This is a genomic window from Peribacillus simplex (assembly GCF_001578185.1).
In the GTDB taxonomy this organism is placed as follows: domain Bacteria; phylum Bacillota; class Bacilli; order Bacillales; family DSM-1321; genus Peribacillus; species Peribacillus simplex_A.
Window position 1 is genome coordinate 1,201,019 of record NZ_CP011008.1, and the last position, 15,521, is coordinate 1,216,539.

The following is a 15,521-nucleotide window of genomic DNA, read 5'->3' on the forward strand; positions in this document are numbered from 1 at the left end:
GGAAGTTTAAATGTCGTTTTCAGAAAAAACTATTATTTTTAAAAATCTTAGGTTCTCTAATATAATAAATTAAATTCCCGGTTCGTTTTAAGGAGATCAGATATGTATAATGTACTTTGCATCACTATAGGCTCAGTGCTTGTTGCAGTAGCCTACAACTTATTTTTGATACCTCATTTAATTTTAAGCAGCGGACTTAGTGGACTTGCGATTATGTTCGGAATCATTACCCCAGTCAACACAGGGATATTGAATTTTCTATTGAACCTGCCATTGTTAATTCTTGGATACCTGAAATTAGGAAGACGCTTTATCACCTATACGATATTTTCAGTTGTCGTGATATCAGTCAGTTTATATCTCATTCCGGTTCATGGAATATCCACTGAACCGATTTTGTCTTCTTTATTTGGCGGAATCATATCGGGATTCGGTATAGGGATCATCTTTCGCGCTTCAGGATCTTCCGGCGGTTTTGATATCATTGCCATGCTTTTGGCTAAGAAGAGCGACTTTCCACTTGGTACATTGCTTTCGGTGATGAATGCAGTAGTGGTGGTTATCTCAGGCTTCATCTTTGGTTGGGATGCCGCATTATATACGCTGATTTCCATATATGCAGCAGGAAAGGTGATTGATACGATTCATTCCAATCACATTAAATTAACATTAATGATCGTTACGAAAAAGAGTGACGAAATGAAAACGAAGCTCCTGACCAACCTTTATCGAGGAATTACAGTCATGGATGGTGAAGGTGCATACTCTGGAGAAAAGAGTAAAGTAATGATGACAGTCATTACCCGTTATCAATTAACCGATGTAAAAGCGATGATAAAAGAAGTGGATCCCAATGCTTTTGTCAATATAACGGAAACAGCCGAGGTCATGGGGATGTTTCATAAAGAGTGATAATAAATAGAAAAGCCTCCCACTTTATGGGAGGCTGTTTTGATTATCAGGCTTTTTTTTAGTCATTCATTTTAATTTCCAAACTGTTTCAGTAAAACGTTCATTTCAGAACTTAGTTTTAGGAATAAAGGTTTGTTTTTCATATCCAGGGCTTCATCAATCTGTTTCGCAAGGATATTCTTTTTGGTAGTAAGGACGGATTCCAGAATAATCATATCAATTAACATTTCCTGAACCACAGCATCGTTTTTCATTTCGCTCATTGATAAGGACTTCACTGACTCTGAATAAGATTTTTCATTTTTCAAAGTTACCACCCCTGACCCTTTTTATTAGTATATGGATTTGAATGGATAAAATCAACTGAAAATTCAAAAAAATTTAAACTTAATAGAGAATGTGTCGTTTAGATGACGAAATGACCACTTTTTAAAAGAATTTTTAATTTTTTGTGAACTTGCTTTTTATCTTTACAGGTTGTGCTATTATAGTGAGGAATTTAGCATATATTTACTATCTCCCTTCACCTTTTTATACAATCGGGAATGGAAGGGTACAAGCGATTAAGAGTATAAGGTTTGGTAAAGTAAAATGGTGTTTATAGTTTTACTTTTTAATGTAATGAGGAAGAGGTGGATTGAAAATGAAGGAAAACAGTCAGGGAATCATCGAGGAATATGAAATCACGCCCTATACACTAATGGTTTCACCAATTAATTATGGAAGTAAAATATATGCCCGTATCGTTGAAATGGAGGACGAGTTCATCTCCCCGTTTAAACCTTTGGAAATAGTAAAGAAAAGCTGTGAGTTTTTCGGATCAAGTTATGAAGGACGCAAACAAGGCACGAAACAGCTCATAAACATCACACATAAAGCACCGATTGCAATTGATCCAACCAGTTCGATCTTCTTCTTTCCAACTACATCTCCGTTGCGTCCTCAATGCATCTGGTTATCACATGAGCATGTGGTATCCTATGATCGCCTGGATTCCAAACATACAACCATCACATTCAGGAATAGACAAACCATCGATATAGAAGTATCATGCAGTTCTTTTGAAAACCAGCTGCACCGGACATCTTTTTTAAAAACGAAACTGATCCAGAGGATTGAGGAAACAAAGAGGAAATCGTTCTATCTGTTCTCCGAGGCAAATGGAGTCAAGGCTTCAGAGGTAATGTCAAAGTATATACCAAGCAATTGAAGGAAGGCGGATCCAGGCTGTGAAAATCGTAACAGTGCTGACTGGAATGTAAAGGATGCAAACGGCATTTAGTCAAAATTAAAGCAAGCCCTTCTCATAAGAGAAGGGCTCTATTATTAATCTTCAAATAACACTTCCATAAATCGTCGATTTCTTTTTAAATTTTTTCAGTCCTTTCTTTAGTAAATGTGATGTTTCCCTCCTACCATGTTCCCTCTTCAAATAATATTATTACCGTTAGTACTTTTATAAAAATAATTAATTCCAGCCCACAATATAGATTACTCCTAAGTTTTCTAAATTGAGGGAGGGTTATTTTAACATCCAATGATTTTACGATTAAACAAAGGAGTATAAGTTTGTGAGTTATTCACTTCACAATATAATAGATAACCTCTATGTTTCACAAAGGTCTTTTTATACATAATGATAGAGATTATATTGATTTGCCGTTTTATTCATCTGCCGTGACCAAAGTAAGGTAAAGGATAACGTTTTCATTTGTCTCTAATATAGACTTATAACAATCTTTTGCAAAAACGTTTTGCTGACTCTAAAATGATAGTGTTGGGGAATAGTTAGTTTTATTAAATGTACAGAATAAGATGTGAGTAAAATACCGATTAAATATGAGCATGCGAGCCCGGCCTATTATTCGTTAAGACTGTGTCCTCGAAAATGTTTGTCATAATCAGTAAGCAGCTAAATGTGCAAACGGTTTATGACAATAGTTGAGGGTAGTGAGCCTTATCGATCTTGGTCATGATAAATTGACTCACTCATCTATAAGAAGCAGGAAAGAAGAGATGCGTTTTTTAATGGTCATACTTTCCCTACACCCCAATGCATCTATATCATTAACAGATAATCATACATGGAGGATGGCAGCATAGGGATAAGCCGCTAAATATCCCTAGCATGGTGACTTTTTTCGAAAAAGTAATAACATAACAAGTCTTCCGTTTTATTCCGAAGGCGGGGATTGAAATAATTATGATGTTCTTCATATCCTTTATATAAAAAACAATACATCGTGAAGGATTCATCACGTTTGATTTCACTTACTTTAATATTCTCCTTGCGCAAATAGCGCCGTACCTCGGCAAGATCGTCCTGAACGACTTTTAATATATGCTCGACTAGTTCCGAATAGGGCCTTTTTAATTTAAACGGACTAATTTCGATGACCTTGAGATCCCGGTTTAAGACTGTAATAACCATAGGGAGGTAGATGGCTTTTTCAATCATATTTCGGTCATCTTCTGGAATGCGGGTCATCATGACCGCTCCTTTCTAAAAAAGCACGTTTTTAATATTAATATGTATATCTTGTGGAAATTAGAACGTTTGTTCCCGTGTTTATCCTAATGTATTTTCAGTTTATATGCAAGAAGTTTTGATAAATGATGAAATTTTTGTTAACAAGATTATGTTTTCCTGAGATAGGGAAAGTATGAAGATATATGGATAATAATTCTTGCAATTTCAGGGGAAAGTGATATATCTAAAGTAAACGGTTTTTAATAAGTTTATGCTGCTTTGATAGTAGCATGTCGAGGGAGATAATTATGGATTTGGATACTATACGTGAGTGGTTTACACTTGATAAGATATCGGCGCTCATTCAGCAATATCGCTCATTCGGTCCAATTCCCGGAATCTTACTGCCGATGTTGGAAGCTTTTTTGCCCTTTTTACCCTTAGTGGTGTTCGTGCTTGCAAATGCAACGGCTTTTGGTCTCTGGTGGGGATTTTTATTTTCTTGGATTGGTGCAGTAGCGGGGTCATTTTTGATCTTTTTAGTTATTAGAAGATATGGTCAAATGAGGTTTTTTCGATTTTTGCAAAAACATAAGCAGGTGCAGAGGTTGATGGTTTGGGTGGAAAGCCATGGATTCGGTCCTTTGTTCATACTGCTCTGCTTCCCTTTTACACCGTCGGCCATCGTGAATATCGTGGCAGGACTTTCAAAGGTAAGTCCCTTGCAATATGGACTTGCAGTCGTTGGAGGGAAAGCGGTGATGATTTTTACGATCAGCTTCGTAGGTTACGATTTGGTATCCTTAATACATAAGCCTGTACGTACGATCATTATCGGAATTGTCATCTTTATCCTATGGTATGTGGGAAAAAGACTGGAAGTCCGATTAAATAAAAGCATGAAGAGAGAAGAAGGACAATAAATTAGTATAAAAGTAGTAGGGGTTGAACCAGATGGAAAAAACAAACAAGAATTCTTTATCCGATTGGATAAAAGCAGCCATGATAGCTTTTGTTATTTACATCTTAATCCGTACATTTTTCTTTTCAAGCTATGATGTTGAAGGGGATTCGATGCAGCCGACTCTTGAAGACGGCAATAAACTTGTCGTGAATAAAATGAGTTACCAGATTCAAGATATCAACCGTTTTGACATTATAGTTTTTCATGCGAATGCAAAGGAAGATTATGTTAAGCGAGTTATAGGGATTGCAGGTGACCGCATTCGTTATAAAGATGATTGCCTTTACGTAAATGGTGAGAAAGTGGATGAGCCATATCTTGAGAAATACAAGGAAGGTTACCCAGGACAGAATTTTACGGGCGATTTTACATTAAAGGAATTGACGGGCATGACAAAAGTCCCAAAGGGCAAGCTTTTTGTCATGGGTGACAATCGCCTTGAAAGTGCAGACAGCCGTCACTTTGGTTATATACCGGTTAAAAATGTTGTCGGTAAAGTCGATGTTCGATATTGGCCGGTCAAAGAATTCAATTATAAATTTACAGGTGAATGATTGAGGAAGCCCGAAAATTATCAGGGCTTTTTCTTTTGGAGGAAACGCGAACGTACGATTGGTGTTTTTTAAAGGGAAACGGTAAAATAATAGAAAGTAAATCTAATTGGAAACAGAAACCTAGTCAAAAAGACGAAAGTATTTCTGGTATGATGAATCTAGATATTATGTTGTATAAGGGGGAAAAAGAGATGTCACTCCGTTTTTTACTGGGAAGATCGGGTGCAGGGAAAACTTCGAATATATTGGGCGAAATCCGCACCAAATTGGAAAAAAATCCCGAAGGCAATCCAATTATCTACCTCGTTCCTGATCAGATGACGTTTCTATCTGAATATAAATTAATTAAAACACCAGGCCTTGCCGGAATGATCCGTACACAGGTTTTCAGTTTTAGCAGGCTTGCTTGGCGCGTTCTTCAGGAAACTGGGGGAATGAGCCGGCTCCATTTGGACAGCGTTGGCGTTAATATGTTGATAAGGAAAATCATGGAGGATAAAAAAGAAGAGTTAAAGATGTTTCGTCGATCTGCTGATAAGCAGGGGTTCATTGCACAGATGGAGCTTATGCTGGCTGAGTTCAAGCAGTATTGCATCAAACCGGATGACATTCAAAACTATTTGACCGAAACATCACCCTCCGGCAGCGGCATTCAGGATAAACTTCATGACCTTGAATTGGTCTATCAGGCGTTTGAGGATGAAATGGTTGGCAAATATTTAGATTCCGAAGACTATTTCACTTTGCTTATCGAGAAAATGTCTGAGTCTTCATATATAAGGAATGCGGATATCTATATCGATGGTTTTTATAGCTTGACGCCACAGGAATTGTTGATTGTGGAAGAAATGATGAAGCTGTGCAGGAGTGTAACGGTCTCGCTGACGTTAGATCAGTCCTACAGACAATATGCTCCGGATGATCTGCAATTGTTCAGGCAAACGGGAAATCTTTATCATAACCTTTATCAGGCTGGATTGAGGAACGGTATACCCATTTCAGAAGACCGAATCTTAAAAGGGACGGAAAGGTTTGGAAAGAGTCCGGGCCTGAATCATCTGGAAACTTACTTTGCCATTCGTCCTGCACGGACGTTTGGGCAGTCACCTGATGTAACGATTGCCCAGGCAGTTAACCGCAGAGCTGAGATTGAAGGAGTTGCCCGGGACATCTTGACGCTTGTCAGAAAGAAACAGCACCGTTTCCGTGATATTGCGATTTTAGTCCGAAATGGAGAGGCATACACAGATATTTTACAAACCGTTTTTCGGGATTATCAAATCCCCTTGTTCGTCGATTCCAAACGGACCATGCTGAATCATCCTCTGATTGAACTGATTCGTTCGACTTTGGAGATCATCAATGGATATTGGCGTTATGAGCCGGTATTTCGTGCAATCAAGACGGAGCTTCTATTTCCGCTGCAAAAAAATCACGATAGAATGCGCGAACAGGTTGATAAGCTGGAAAACTATGTGCTGGCCCGTGGAATTAAAGGAAGCAGGTGGACGTCCAAAGAGCGTTGGACCTACCGGCGTTTCCGCGGACTGGAACTAGAGGACCGAAACCAGACGGATAAAGAAATGAAGCTTGAGCAAGAGCTGAATGAGATGAAGCAATTATTTACCGAGCCCATCTTGAAGCTATCAAAACGTGTTAAAAAGGCAGCTAATGGCAGGGAATTGTGTGAGGCCCTTTATCTATATCTTGAGGAATTGCATGTACCGGAAAAATTGGAAAAACTGAAACAGGAGGCAGAAGAAGCGGGTGATTTGGTATCGGCTAGAGAGCATGAGCAAACGTGGAATGCGGTTGTCGACTTACTAGACCAATTCGTTGAACTGCTGAGCGGGGAAGAGCTTTCCATGAAACAGTTTGCGGTAGTCATTGAAGCTGGTCTGGAGTCCCTTGAATATTCTTTGGTACCGCCGGCAATTGACCAAGTCCTAGTAGCTAATCTCGATTTATCCCGCCTGGATGATGTGAGGACAGCTTTTGTCATCGGCTTGAATGAAGGGGTTTTGCCAGGAAAGGCTTTATCTGACGGAATATTTTCAGATAGTGATCGTGAGGTGCTGCTGGCTGGTGGACTTGATGTTGCTCCAAATTCAAAGGTGCGCCTCCTTGATGAGGAGTTTACTGCGTATAAAGCTTTTACTACACCTGCTGAGGCCCTTTATTTATCATATCCGCTTGCCGATGAGGAAGGGAAGGCACTTTTACCCTCATCCTATTTGAAAAGGGTAAGGGACGTATTGCTTAACGTTTCCGATGTGTATTATATGAACGATCCATCCGATCTGACTGCTGAGGAACAGGTGAAATATGCGGCGAATTATGATGTGGCACTATCGTACCTCGCTGCCCAATTGCAGCTGAAAAAAAGGAACTATCCAATCCACTCACTTTGGTGGGATGTATATAATTCCATTTTGGAGGATGAAAAGGCCGGTCCTTCAGCAACCAAGGTTTTATCGAGCCTTTTTTATCAAAATGGAACAAAGAAATTATCAGAGGAAACAAGCAAGCAATTATATGGTGAGAGCATTCTTACGAGTGTATCCCGGATGGAAATGTTCAATAGCTGCCCGTTTTCCCATTATGCCGCTCATGGCTTGAAATTGAGGGAAAGGCAAATTTTCCGTTTGGATGCACCAGATATTGGTGAGATGTTCCACGGAGCGTTGAAAATGATTTCGGATTACTTAAAGGAACATGATATTCCTTGGTCTGCTTTGACGAAGGAACAATGTTTGGAGTTGGCTAGAATTGCTGTGGAGAAACTTGCTCCTAAACTTCAAAATCAGATTTTGTTAAGTACGAACCGCCATCACTATTTACGCAGGAAGCTGGAACACGTGATTGGACGGGCCTCAATCGTCTTAAGTGAACATGCAAAGATGAGCGGTTTTGCTCCAATTGGATTAGAACTCGGATTCGGAAAAAATGGAGAGCTGCCGCCACTTTCTTTCACATTGAAAAACGGTACGAAGATGGAATTGATCGGGCGGATTGACCGTGTGGATAAAGCGGAAGAAGGTGAGGGTGTCTATTTGCGTGTGCTCGATTATAAGTCGAGTGAAAAGGAACTGAACATGAGTGAAGTATATTATGGACTTGCGCTGCAAATGTTGACATACCTTGATATCGTCGTCACCCATTCGAAGTCGCTAATAGGAAAGGAAGCTATTCCAGCCGGCGTTTTGTATTTTCATGTGCATAATCCTGTTGTCAAATCAAAGGGAATGCTCAGTTTGGATAAAATTGAAGAAGAAATTTATAAAAGTTTTAAAATGAATGGACTTGTACTGAATCATTCAAATGTCATTCAGATGATGGATACTTCGCTTGATATTGAAAATTCGGGTAAGTCGGATATTATTCCAGCTGGATTTAAAAAGGATGGTTCGCTCCTGGCGGCTTCCAAAGTAGCCAGCAGGGAAGAGTTTTCGCTTCTGAATCATCATGTGCGCCGCGTGTATCAGGAGGCTGGTGATCGAATGGTCGATGGTGATGTGGAAATAACGCCATATAAATTAAAGGAAAAAACGCCGTGCACCTTCTGTTCCTTTAAATCGGTATGCCAATTCGACCAGTCACTCGAGGAGAATCAATTTAGGAATTTAGCACAGAAGAAACAAAATGATGTTCTTGAGCTATTAAGAGGGGAGGGGGAGAGCGATGAGTAAAATGAAAATCCCTGCTCTGCCAGGAGACGTGACCTGGACGGAAGATCAGTGGAAGGCGATATGGGCTAAAGATCAGGACATTCTGGTTGCGGCGGCTGCAGGTTCAGGGAAAACTGCGGTGCTGGTCAATCGGATCATCCAAAAAGTCATTTCAGAAGAAGATCTAATCGATGTTGATGAACTGCTCGTCGTTACATTCACCAATGCTTCGGCTGCCGAGATGCGCCATAGGGTAAGCGAGGCATTAGAAAAAGCGATCAATGAAAATCCGCATTCACAGCATCTGCGGAAGCAGTTGAGCTTGATTAATCGCGCTTCGATTTCCACACTTCATTCCTTTTGTTTAGAGGTGATCCGGAAGTATTATTACCTGACGGAAATCGACCCAGGCTTCCGGATTGCAGACTCTACAGAGATCCAGCTACTCCGTGATGAAGTGATGGAAGAACTTTTCGAGGAACAGTATGGCCAAAATGATAATGATGAGTTCTTTAATTTGGTGGATGCTTTTACAAGCGATCGAAATGATGATGCACTTCAGAATATAGTTCGATCGCTGCATGACTTTTCGCAATCGAACCCTGACCCGGACAGATGGCTCGATGGTGCAGCAAGCATGTATGAATTGGCTGATGATGATGGGATTGATGATCTTTCGTTTATCGATTCATTGAAATTCGATATTGGTTTACAACTGGACACTGCCAGGGATTTATTGGAACGGTCGCTTGCGTTGACAAAAGTCCCTGGGGGGCCGGCACCAAGGGCTGAGAATTATTTAGCCGATTTGACATTGGTTGCAAAACTTTCGGAAGTGAAAGACCAATCCTGGAATTCTCTTTATGAAGAAATCCAAAACGTGAAATTTGGAACGGCAAAACGGCTTACTGGTGAAGATTTTATCAAGGAAGTATCGGATGAGGCTACCAAGTATCGCGATAAGGCAAAGAAGATCATCAAATCGTTACAGGAAGAGTTATTTTCCCGAAAACCGGAAAGTTATCTGCGCGATATAAGGGAGCTCAAGGGTTATGTCGATACACTTGTAATGCTTGTTAAACAGTTTGACGATCGATTCTTTGCTGCAAAAGCAGAAAAGAACTTAGTTGACTTTGCTGATTTGGAACATTATTGTCTTCGGATTTTGACAGGGGAGATTGTGGATGGCGAACGAAAACCTTCAGCGGCGGCCATCGAATACAGGAATCAGTTCAAAGAGGTTCTCGTAGATGAGTATCAGGATACGAACCTTGTTCAGGAATCCATTTTAAAACTGGTGACGGCTGACGGCGAATATAATGGGAATCTGTTTATGGTAGGCGATGTCAAGCAGTCCATTTACCGCTTCAGGCTTGCGGAACCGAATCTCTTCCTTGGAAAATACACACGTTTTACCCATGATGGTGTTGAATCCGGACTTAAAATAGATTTAAACCGCAATTTCAGGAGCCGAAAGGAAGTTCTCGATGGGACGAACTTCTTGTTTCAACAGTTGATGGGCATTACAGTCGGTGAGATTGATTATGATGAAGATGCCCAATTGAAGAAAGGTGCCCCATATCCCGAAGACGATCCAAACCCAATTGAACTCCATTTAATTGATGGAACAGCCGATTCGGGAACTCTTTCGGAAATGGAAGGATCGGATGGCGGGTTTGAGGCTGAGGAACTTGAAAAAGCGCAGCTTGAAGCAAGGCAAATGGCTAAGCTCATTAAAAAGGCTATAGGCGAAAAGCATCGGATATATGATACGAAAACCAAAAAGTACAGATCTGCCACATATCGTGACATGGTCATTCTTCTTCGCTCGATGCCATGGGCACCGCAAATCATGGAGGAATTTAAAAAGCAGGGGATTCCAGTCTATGCCAATTTGTCGACAGGGTATTTTGAAGCGACCGAAGTGGCCATCATGATTTCCTTATTGAAGGTGATTGATAATCCGCAGCAGGATATCCCATTGGCTTCCGTTCTCCGTTCACCTATAGTCGGGCTGGATGAAGAAGAAATGTCACAGGTGCGTTTATTCCATACAGGGAGCTACTACGAAGCATTAGCTGATTTTTACAGAAAGAGTGACCCGGAAGAACATCCCGGGCTTTATGAAAAAGCCTCAACTTTTTATAAAAAGCTAGTAAAGTGGAGGAAGCTTGCCAGGCAGGAAGCATTATCAGATTTGATCTGGCTTCTATATCGCGAAACGCAGTTTTATGATTTTGCAGGAGGGATGCCAGGTGGCAAACAGCGCCAGGCCAATTTAAGAGCGCTGTATGACAGGGCAAGGCAATATGAAGCAAGTTCATTCCGCGGTCTGTTCCGTTTCCTGCGTTTCATAGAAAGGATGCAAGAACGTGGAGATGATCTAGGGGCAGCCCGGGCTTTAGGGGAACAGGAAGATGTAGTCCGCCTGATGACGATTCACTCGTCAAAGGGCCTTGAGTTCCCGATCGTGTTTCTTGCCGGTCTTTCCAAGCAATTCAATATGATGGATATACGCAAGCCGTATTTACTGGATAAGGATTATGGCTTTGCTGCTAAGTATGTGAATTCCGAATTACGGATAACTTATCCATCCCTCCCTCAATTGGCTTTTAAGAAAAAAAAGCAGCTTGAATTAATTGCCGAGGAGATGCGTGTCCTCTACGTGGCGCTTACTAGAGCTAAAGAAAAGCTTTATTTAATTGCCAGCATCAATGATGCAGAAAAAACGCAGCAGAACTGGGAAAGTAATGCGGCACATGGAGATTGGCTTTTAAAGGACTATGTACGGGCAGGTGCAAAAAGCTATCTGGATTGGATTGGTCCATCCCTTGTCCGGCATCGGGATTCCCTTGGTGCTGCAGGCCTTGGCTTGGAAATGGAGTCGCATCCATCGAATTGGTCCATTTCCGTCATTCCTAGTGAAGAACTTGCTGTCCTGGATGAGGAAGAGGCACTGGTACAGGAGCAAATACTCGATCATGTCCAAAAATCAGAGAAGGTCGCGATGGTTTCCGAATTTTATGATGATATCAAAAAACAGCTCGAATGGGTGTACCCCGAGCATGAGGCGACGGTTTATCGTTCCAAACAATCCGTTTCTGAACTAAAACGTCAATATGAATTGAAGGACGAGCAAAGCTCCACGGAGTTGTTACGTAAATTTAAACGTCCCATCACGAAGCGTCCGACTTTCATGCAAGAAAAGTCACTGACACCTGCTGAAAGGGGTACGATTACACATTTAGTCATGCAGCATATTGATCTATCTAAAGAGATTACCATTCAATCGATTCAGGAACTGATCGTTGACTTGATTCAACGTGAGTTGTTGACGGAGGAACAGAAAGAAGCTGTGGATCCGGAAACGATTGTCGATTTCTTTGACAGTGAAATCGGCCAAAGAATGCAAAAGGCCTTGAGTATTCGCCGTGAAGTGCCATTTACGATGTCGGTGCCTGCAAAAGAGGCTTACAGCGATTGGGCAACTGGCGATGAGGAGATCCTTATCCAAGGTGTGATTGATTGTATCTTTGAGGATGAACAAGGTCTTGTGCTACTCGATTATAAAACGGATACAATCACTGGCCGTTTTGCTAGCGGGTATGAAGGGGCTAAAGAAATCCTTGCCGATCGATACCGGATGCAGCTTCAGCTATATACGAGAGCTGTTGAAGGGATATTGAATAAGAAAGTAACCAGCCGTTACTTGTTTTTCTTTGACGGATCGCATTTATTGGAATTATAAGAGAGACAGAGTGTCCCATTTATGTGGGACACTCAGTTTGTAGACAAAAGGGGTTCGGAATTAAAACATTCCGAACCCCCTTTTGAAATTCCCTTTGAATTTTGCTCAATATTAAGGAATTGGATCTCTACGAGCCTACTATGTTAGGCGATTTTTGGACATGGCCATGTCCAATTGGCCATCTTCTTTTTATTAATGGCAGCGAAAGTGAGCATCGCCTGCATCGACAATTTTTTAAGTCCCCTTAAAGTAGTCCAACGCATGCCATGGTTTTCTTTTGCATTTGCGAAAACACGCTCAATCGTTTCATTACGTTTCGCATAGATAGGTTTTACATCTTGATGATGACGCAGATATAATCTTGCCAAATATGACGTGTCACTACTTTTTGATGGTCTTTACTTTGGGTACACTTTGATAAAAATGGGTTTTGGTAATTTGTACTCACGATAGCCCTCTTTATTCGTTGTTGTGTACTTTAATATCTCGCCCGATGGGCAAAGGTAACAATCAAAATGTTCATCGTAAACATAGTCATATTTGCAGAAGAATCCTTCTTTTGTTCGAGGACGTGTATACGGTAAAGCCGGTGTTATTTTATTACCAAATTGATAGCTTGTAATCGCCGGTGTTTTATAAGCTGCATCTGCGGCAAAAGCTTCTGGTTTCCCAACTTTTTCAATTACTTGTCCAACAAGTGGCTCTAAGATGTGACTATCATGCGTATTTCCAGGTGTTACAATTGTCCCCAGTACAAAACCGTTGCGGTCGGTAGCCACAAATGATAGGCAAACTGTTTTTTTCGTTCATCTTTGACATAGTAGCCACTCTCACGGTCAGTTGTACTTTGTTTAATTTCTTTGGTTTCTTCCTTATTAAGTTTATCCGGTGGAAAAGGTTTTTTATTATGGTTTTCATGGTCTTGATATATTTCTTCTTGAAGTCGTCCTTGATACGCACGTGTTTCCTTGCGAACGATTTTCTTTTCAAATTTCCGCTTATTCGCACTGGCGCATTTCAAATTGATCTCGCTGAATAAAATCATGTTTAGAAAGCATCCTCATCACCTTAAGTTTTAATACTCAAAGTTGATTGGAGCGGAAGGTACGAGACTCCTGCGGGAAAAGCGCGTCTAGGGGAAGACCCCACAGGCGCAAGCGAGGAGGCTCCCTGACCGCCCGCGGAAAGCGAGTGCCTGGATTGGAAATCAACGTTCAAATTGAACAAGCAAAAAAAACTGTAGACAAACTCGATTTTCACCAAATAAACAGAATAGTTTGAAAAAATATAAAAAATTACTATATACTAGAGGAGAAAAATACCTTTTAAAGGAGTAGAGAAGAGTATGACGAGTGAGATCAAGAGCAGGGGATACTTTGGTGAGTTCGGTGGGAGCTTTGTACCGGGTGAACTACAGGAAGTTATGGATATTTTAGAAACGGAATTCCTGAAATATAAGGATGACCCGGAATTCATTGAGGAGTTTCAATATTATCTGAAAGAATATGTCGGGCGCGAAAACCCGTTGACCTATGCACAGAATTTAACGAAAAAGATTGGCGGGGCAAAAATATATTTGAAGCGTGAAGATCTGAATCATACAGGTGCTCACAAAATTAATAATGCGATCGGACAGATCCTGCTCGCTAAACGGATGGGTGCTAACCGCATCATCGCAGAAACTGGCGCTGGACAGCATGGTGTAGCGACTGCAACAGCATGTGCGATGTTCGGCTTAGAGTGTGTAATCTATATGGGTAAGCTGGATACGGAGAGGCAGGCATTGAATGTCTTTCGGATGGAATTGTTGGGGGCAAAAGTTGTAGCGGTCGAAAAGGGACAGGGGCGATTAAAGGATGCCGTTGATGAGGCATTAAATGATTTGGTGCAAAACTATGAAAATACTTTTTACTTGCTTGGTTCAGCAGTGGGCCCGCATCCCTATCCAACGATCGTTAAGCATTTTCAGGCAATCATAAGTGAAGAATCAAAACGTCAGATCGTTGAAAAGGAAGGAAAGCTCCCAACTGCCATCATTGCTTGCGCAGGAGGGGGAAGCAATGCGATTGGTGCTTTTGCACATTATATCAAAGAAGAAAATGTCCGTTTAATTGGTGTAGAACCAACTGAAGCCCCTAGTATTTCGCAAGGTGTCCCGGCAGTATTGCACGGATTCAAAAGTTTGACGTTAGTGGATGAGCATGGGCAGCCAAAACCGACATTTTCCATAGCGGCCGGCTTGGATTACCCAAGTGTTGGACCCGAGCATAGTTTTTTGAAAGATAGCGGACGAGCGGAGTATGTGACGGTAAAAGGGGAAGAAGCTCTTGAGGCTTTTCAGGTGTTATCCAAAACAGAGGGGATCATCCCAGCTCTCGAAAGCTCGCATGCTCTAGTTTACGCCATGAAGTTAGCAAAAGAGTTAACAAGAGATGATATCCTGATCGTTAATTTATCAGGACGGGGTGATAAAGATGTGGAGCAAGTATTTAACATGATAGAAAAATAGGCCAAATTTAAAAGCCTCCCGGATATGGGAGACTTTTTCTTTGACTAATTATTCCCTGCAATGGGTTGGTCGACCCCATTGACATCAAGGACATTGCTTCCATTCAGCCCATTGGCCGTAAAGACGATCGCACCAGTGTTAGATGAACCGGATCCGGTGACAGTTTTGTTGGAAGACTTCGGCGAAATGACGGCTGCATCCCCGAATAACAGGTTTCCATCCGCGACATTGAATATTTGGACTGGACCGACAATAGCTGGCATATAAATTCCTCCTTTTAACATTTAAGGGGTGTGGGTTGAATCCTCAATTGGTGTCTTTTCGGTTTTTTTAGGAATCTCCCGAATGTGTTTCACTCTGGATTCCATACGTATATGACCGACATTCCCCACACCGACAACAGCTGAAGATGATACCCCGATTACGTCGATGTTGCCAACATGAATAAAAGGATTCGGATTTGAAAATCTTGATATGACGGGTTCATTCAATCTAGGGATATAAAATGGTTTCTTAAAAATGTCATAGTCTTCGAAATGAACATCCACTGAATCGAAAGTGTCGCTTTTCTTCTGGATTGCCAAGGCAAATGAGTTTCCGTCAATATAAGAACAGTCTCCAATCTGCATGGTGGAGCTAAAAAGGATTGTCTTGGCAGATAAAGACTTTACTTTTGATGTTCTTGAAAACATCTCT

11 protein-coding genes and 1 pseudogene are annotated in these 15,521 nt (G+C 41.2%); 7 read left to right on the top strand and 5 right to left on the bottom strand.

Going from position 1 to position 15,521, the window contains the following annotated elements; all coding sequences use genetic code 11:
* Positions 1-102 precede the first annotated feature (102 nt).
* Positions 103-912, top strand: a complete 810-nt coding sequence (locus UP17_RS05655; RefSeq protein WP_061462040.1) for a YitT family protein — start codon at positions 103-105, stop codon at positions 910-912.
* Positions 913-983: 71 nt separating this feature from the next.
* Here the strand turns inward: UP17_RS05655 and UP17_RS05660 are convergent, their stop codons facing one another.
* A complete protein-coding gene (locus tag UP17_RS05660; RefSeq protein ID WP_061462041.1) occupies positions 984-1,220 on the bottom strand; it encodes an IDEAL domain-containing protein in 237 nt (78 codons plus the stop codon).
* Positions 1,221-1,555: 335 nt separating this feature from the next.
* On the opposite strand from UP17_RS05660, the gene UP17_RS05665 reads away from it, so the two are divergent.
* Entirely contained in the window at positions 1,556-2,122 is a 567-nt protein-coding gene (locus tag UP17_RS05665; protein ID WP_061462042.1) for a competence protein ComK, read from the top strand.
* Between the two features lie 903 nt (positions 2,123-3,025).
* Here the strand turns inward: UP17_RS05665 and UP17_RS05670 are convergent.
* Complete coding sequence (locus tag UP17_RS05670) at positions 3,026-3,400, bottom strand: YhjD family protein (protein WP_061462043.1); 375 nt, start codon at positions 3,398-3,400, stop codon at positions 3,026-3,028.
* Positions 3,401-3,690: 290 nt separating this feature from the next.
* On the opposite strand from UP17_RS05670, the gene UP17_RS05675 reads away from it, so the two are divergent.
* The 4 genes from UP17_RS05675 (at position 3,691) to addA (ending at position 12,316) form a co-directional block, all read left to right on the top strand.
* Complete coding sequence (locus UP17_RS05675) at positions 3,691-4,305, top strand: TVP38/TMEM64 family protein (protein WP_061462044.1); 615 nt, start codon at positions 3,691-3,693, stop codon at positions 4,303-4,305.
* Between the two features lie 31 nt (positions 4,306-4,336).
* Positions 4,337-4,900, top strand: a complete 564-nt coding sequence (gene lepB / locus UP17_RS05680; protein ID WP_061462045.1) for a signal peptidase I — start codon at positions 4,337-4,339, stop codon at positions 4,898-4,900.
* A gap of 191 nt (positions 4,901-5,091) precedes the next feature.
* Entirely contained in the window at positions 5,092-8,589 is a 3,498-nt protein-coding gene (addB, locus tag UP17_RS05685; protein ID WP_061465996.1) for a helicase-exonuclease AddAB subunit AddB, read from the top strand.
* Positions 8,582-12,316 (top strand): helicase-exonuclease AddAB subunit AddA, encoded by a 3,735-nt coding sequence (gene addA / locus UP17_RS05690; protein ID WP_061462046.1) that lies wholly within the window; start codon positions 8,582-8,584, stop codon positions 12,314-12,316. Before addB ends, addA begins: the two co-directional genes overlap by 8 nt.
* Positions 12,317-12,459: 143 nt before the next feature.
* Here the strand turns inward: addA and UP17_RS26090 are convergent.
* Positions 12,460-13,328: pseudogene (locus tag UP17_RS26090) on the bottom strand (transposase); the annotation flags it as partial.
* A gap of 333 nt (positions 13,329-13,661) precedes the next feature.
* Between UP17_RS26090 and trpB the strand changes: the two are divergent.
* Positions 13,662-14,825, top strand: coding sequence for a tryptophan synthase subunit beta (trpB, locus tag UP17_RS05705; protein WP_061462049.1), 1,164 nt, complete (start codon positions 13,662-13,664; stop codon positions 14,823-14,825).
* A gap of 44 nt (positions 14,826-14,869) precedes the next feature.
* On the opposite strand, the gene UP17_RS05710 is transcribed toward trpB, so the two are convergent.
* Both UP17_RS05710 and UP17_RS05715 read right to left on the bottom strand, forming a co-directional pair.
* A complete protein-coding gene (locus UP17_RS05710) occupies positions 14,870-15,088 on the bottom strand; it encodes a spore germination protein (RefSeq protein ID WP_061462050.1) in 219 nt (72 codons plus the stop codon).
* 21 nt (positions 15,089-15,109) lie between these two features.
* Positions 15,110-15,517: a spore germination protein GerPE gene (locus tag UP17_RS05715; RefSeq protein WP_061462051.1), complete on the bottom strand. Its 408-nt coding sequence runs from the start codon at positions 15,515-15,517 to the stop codon at positions 15,110-15,112.
* Positions 15,518-15,521: the final 4 nt, after the last annotated feature.

Excerpts from the sequence above, each read along its gene's own strand:
- UP17_RS05655 (WP_061462040.1), top strand. The coding sequence starts at position 103 with ATGTATAATGTACTTTGCATCACTATAGGCTCAGTGCTTGTTGCAGTA.
- UP17_RS05665 (WP_061462042.1), top strand. The coding sequence starts at position 1,556 with ATGAAGGAAAACAGTCAGGGAATCATCGAGGAATATGAAATCACGCCC.
- UP17_RS05670 (WP_061462043.1), bottom strand. The coding sequence starts at position 3,400 with ATGACCCGCATTCCAGAAGATGACCGAAATATGATTGAAAAAGCCATC.
- UP17_RS05675 (WP_061462044.1), top strand. The coding sequence starts at position 3,691 with ATGGATTTGGATACTATACGTGAGTGGTTTACACTTGATAAGATATCG.
- lepB (WP_061462045.1), top strand. The coding sequence starts at position 4,337 with ATGGAAAAAACAAACAAGAATTCTTTATCCGATTGGATAAAAGCAGCC.
- addB (WP_061465996.1), top strand. The coding sequence starts at position 5,092 with ATGTCACTCCGTTTTTTACTGGGAAGATCGGGTGCAGGGAAAACTTCG.
- addA (WP_061462046.1), top strand. The coding sequence starts at position 8,582 with ATGAGTAAAATGAAAATCCCTGCTCTGCCAGGAGACGTGACCTGGACG.
- trpB (WP_061462049.1), top strand. The coding sequence starts at position 13,662 with ATGACGAGTGAGATCAAGAGCAGGGGATACTTTGGTGAGTTCGGTGGG.
- UP17_RS05710 (WP_061462050.1), bottom strand. The coding sequence starts at position 15,088 with ATGCCAGCTATTGTCGGTCCAGTCCAAATATTCAATGTCGCGGATGGA.
- UP17_RS05715 (WP_061462051.1), bottom strand. The coding sequence starts at position 15,517 with ATGTTTTCAAGAACATCAAAAGTAAAGTCTTTATCTGCCAAGACAATC.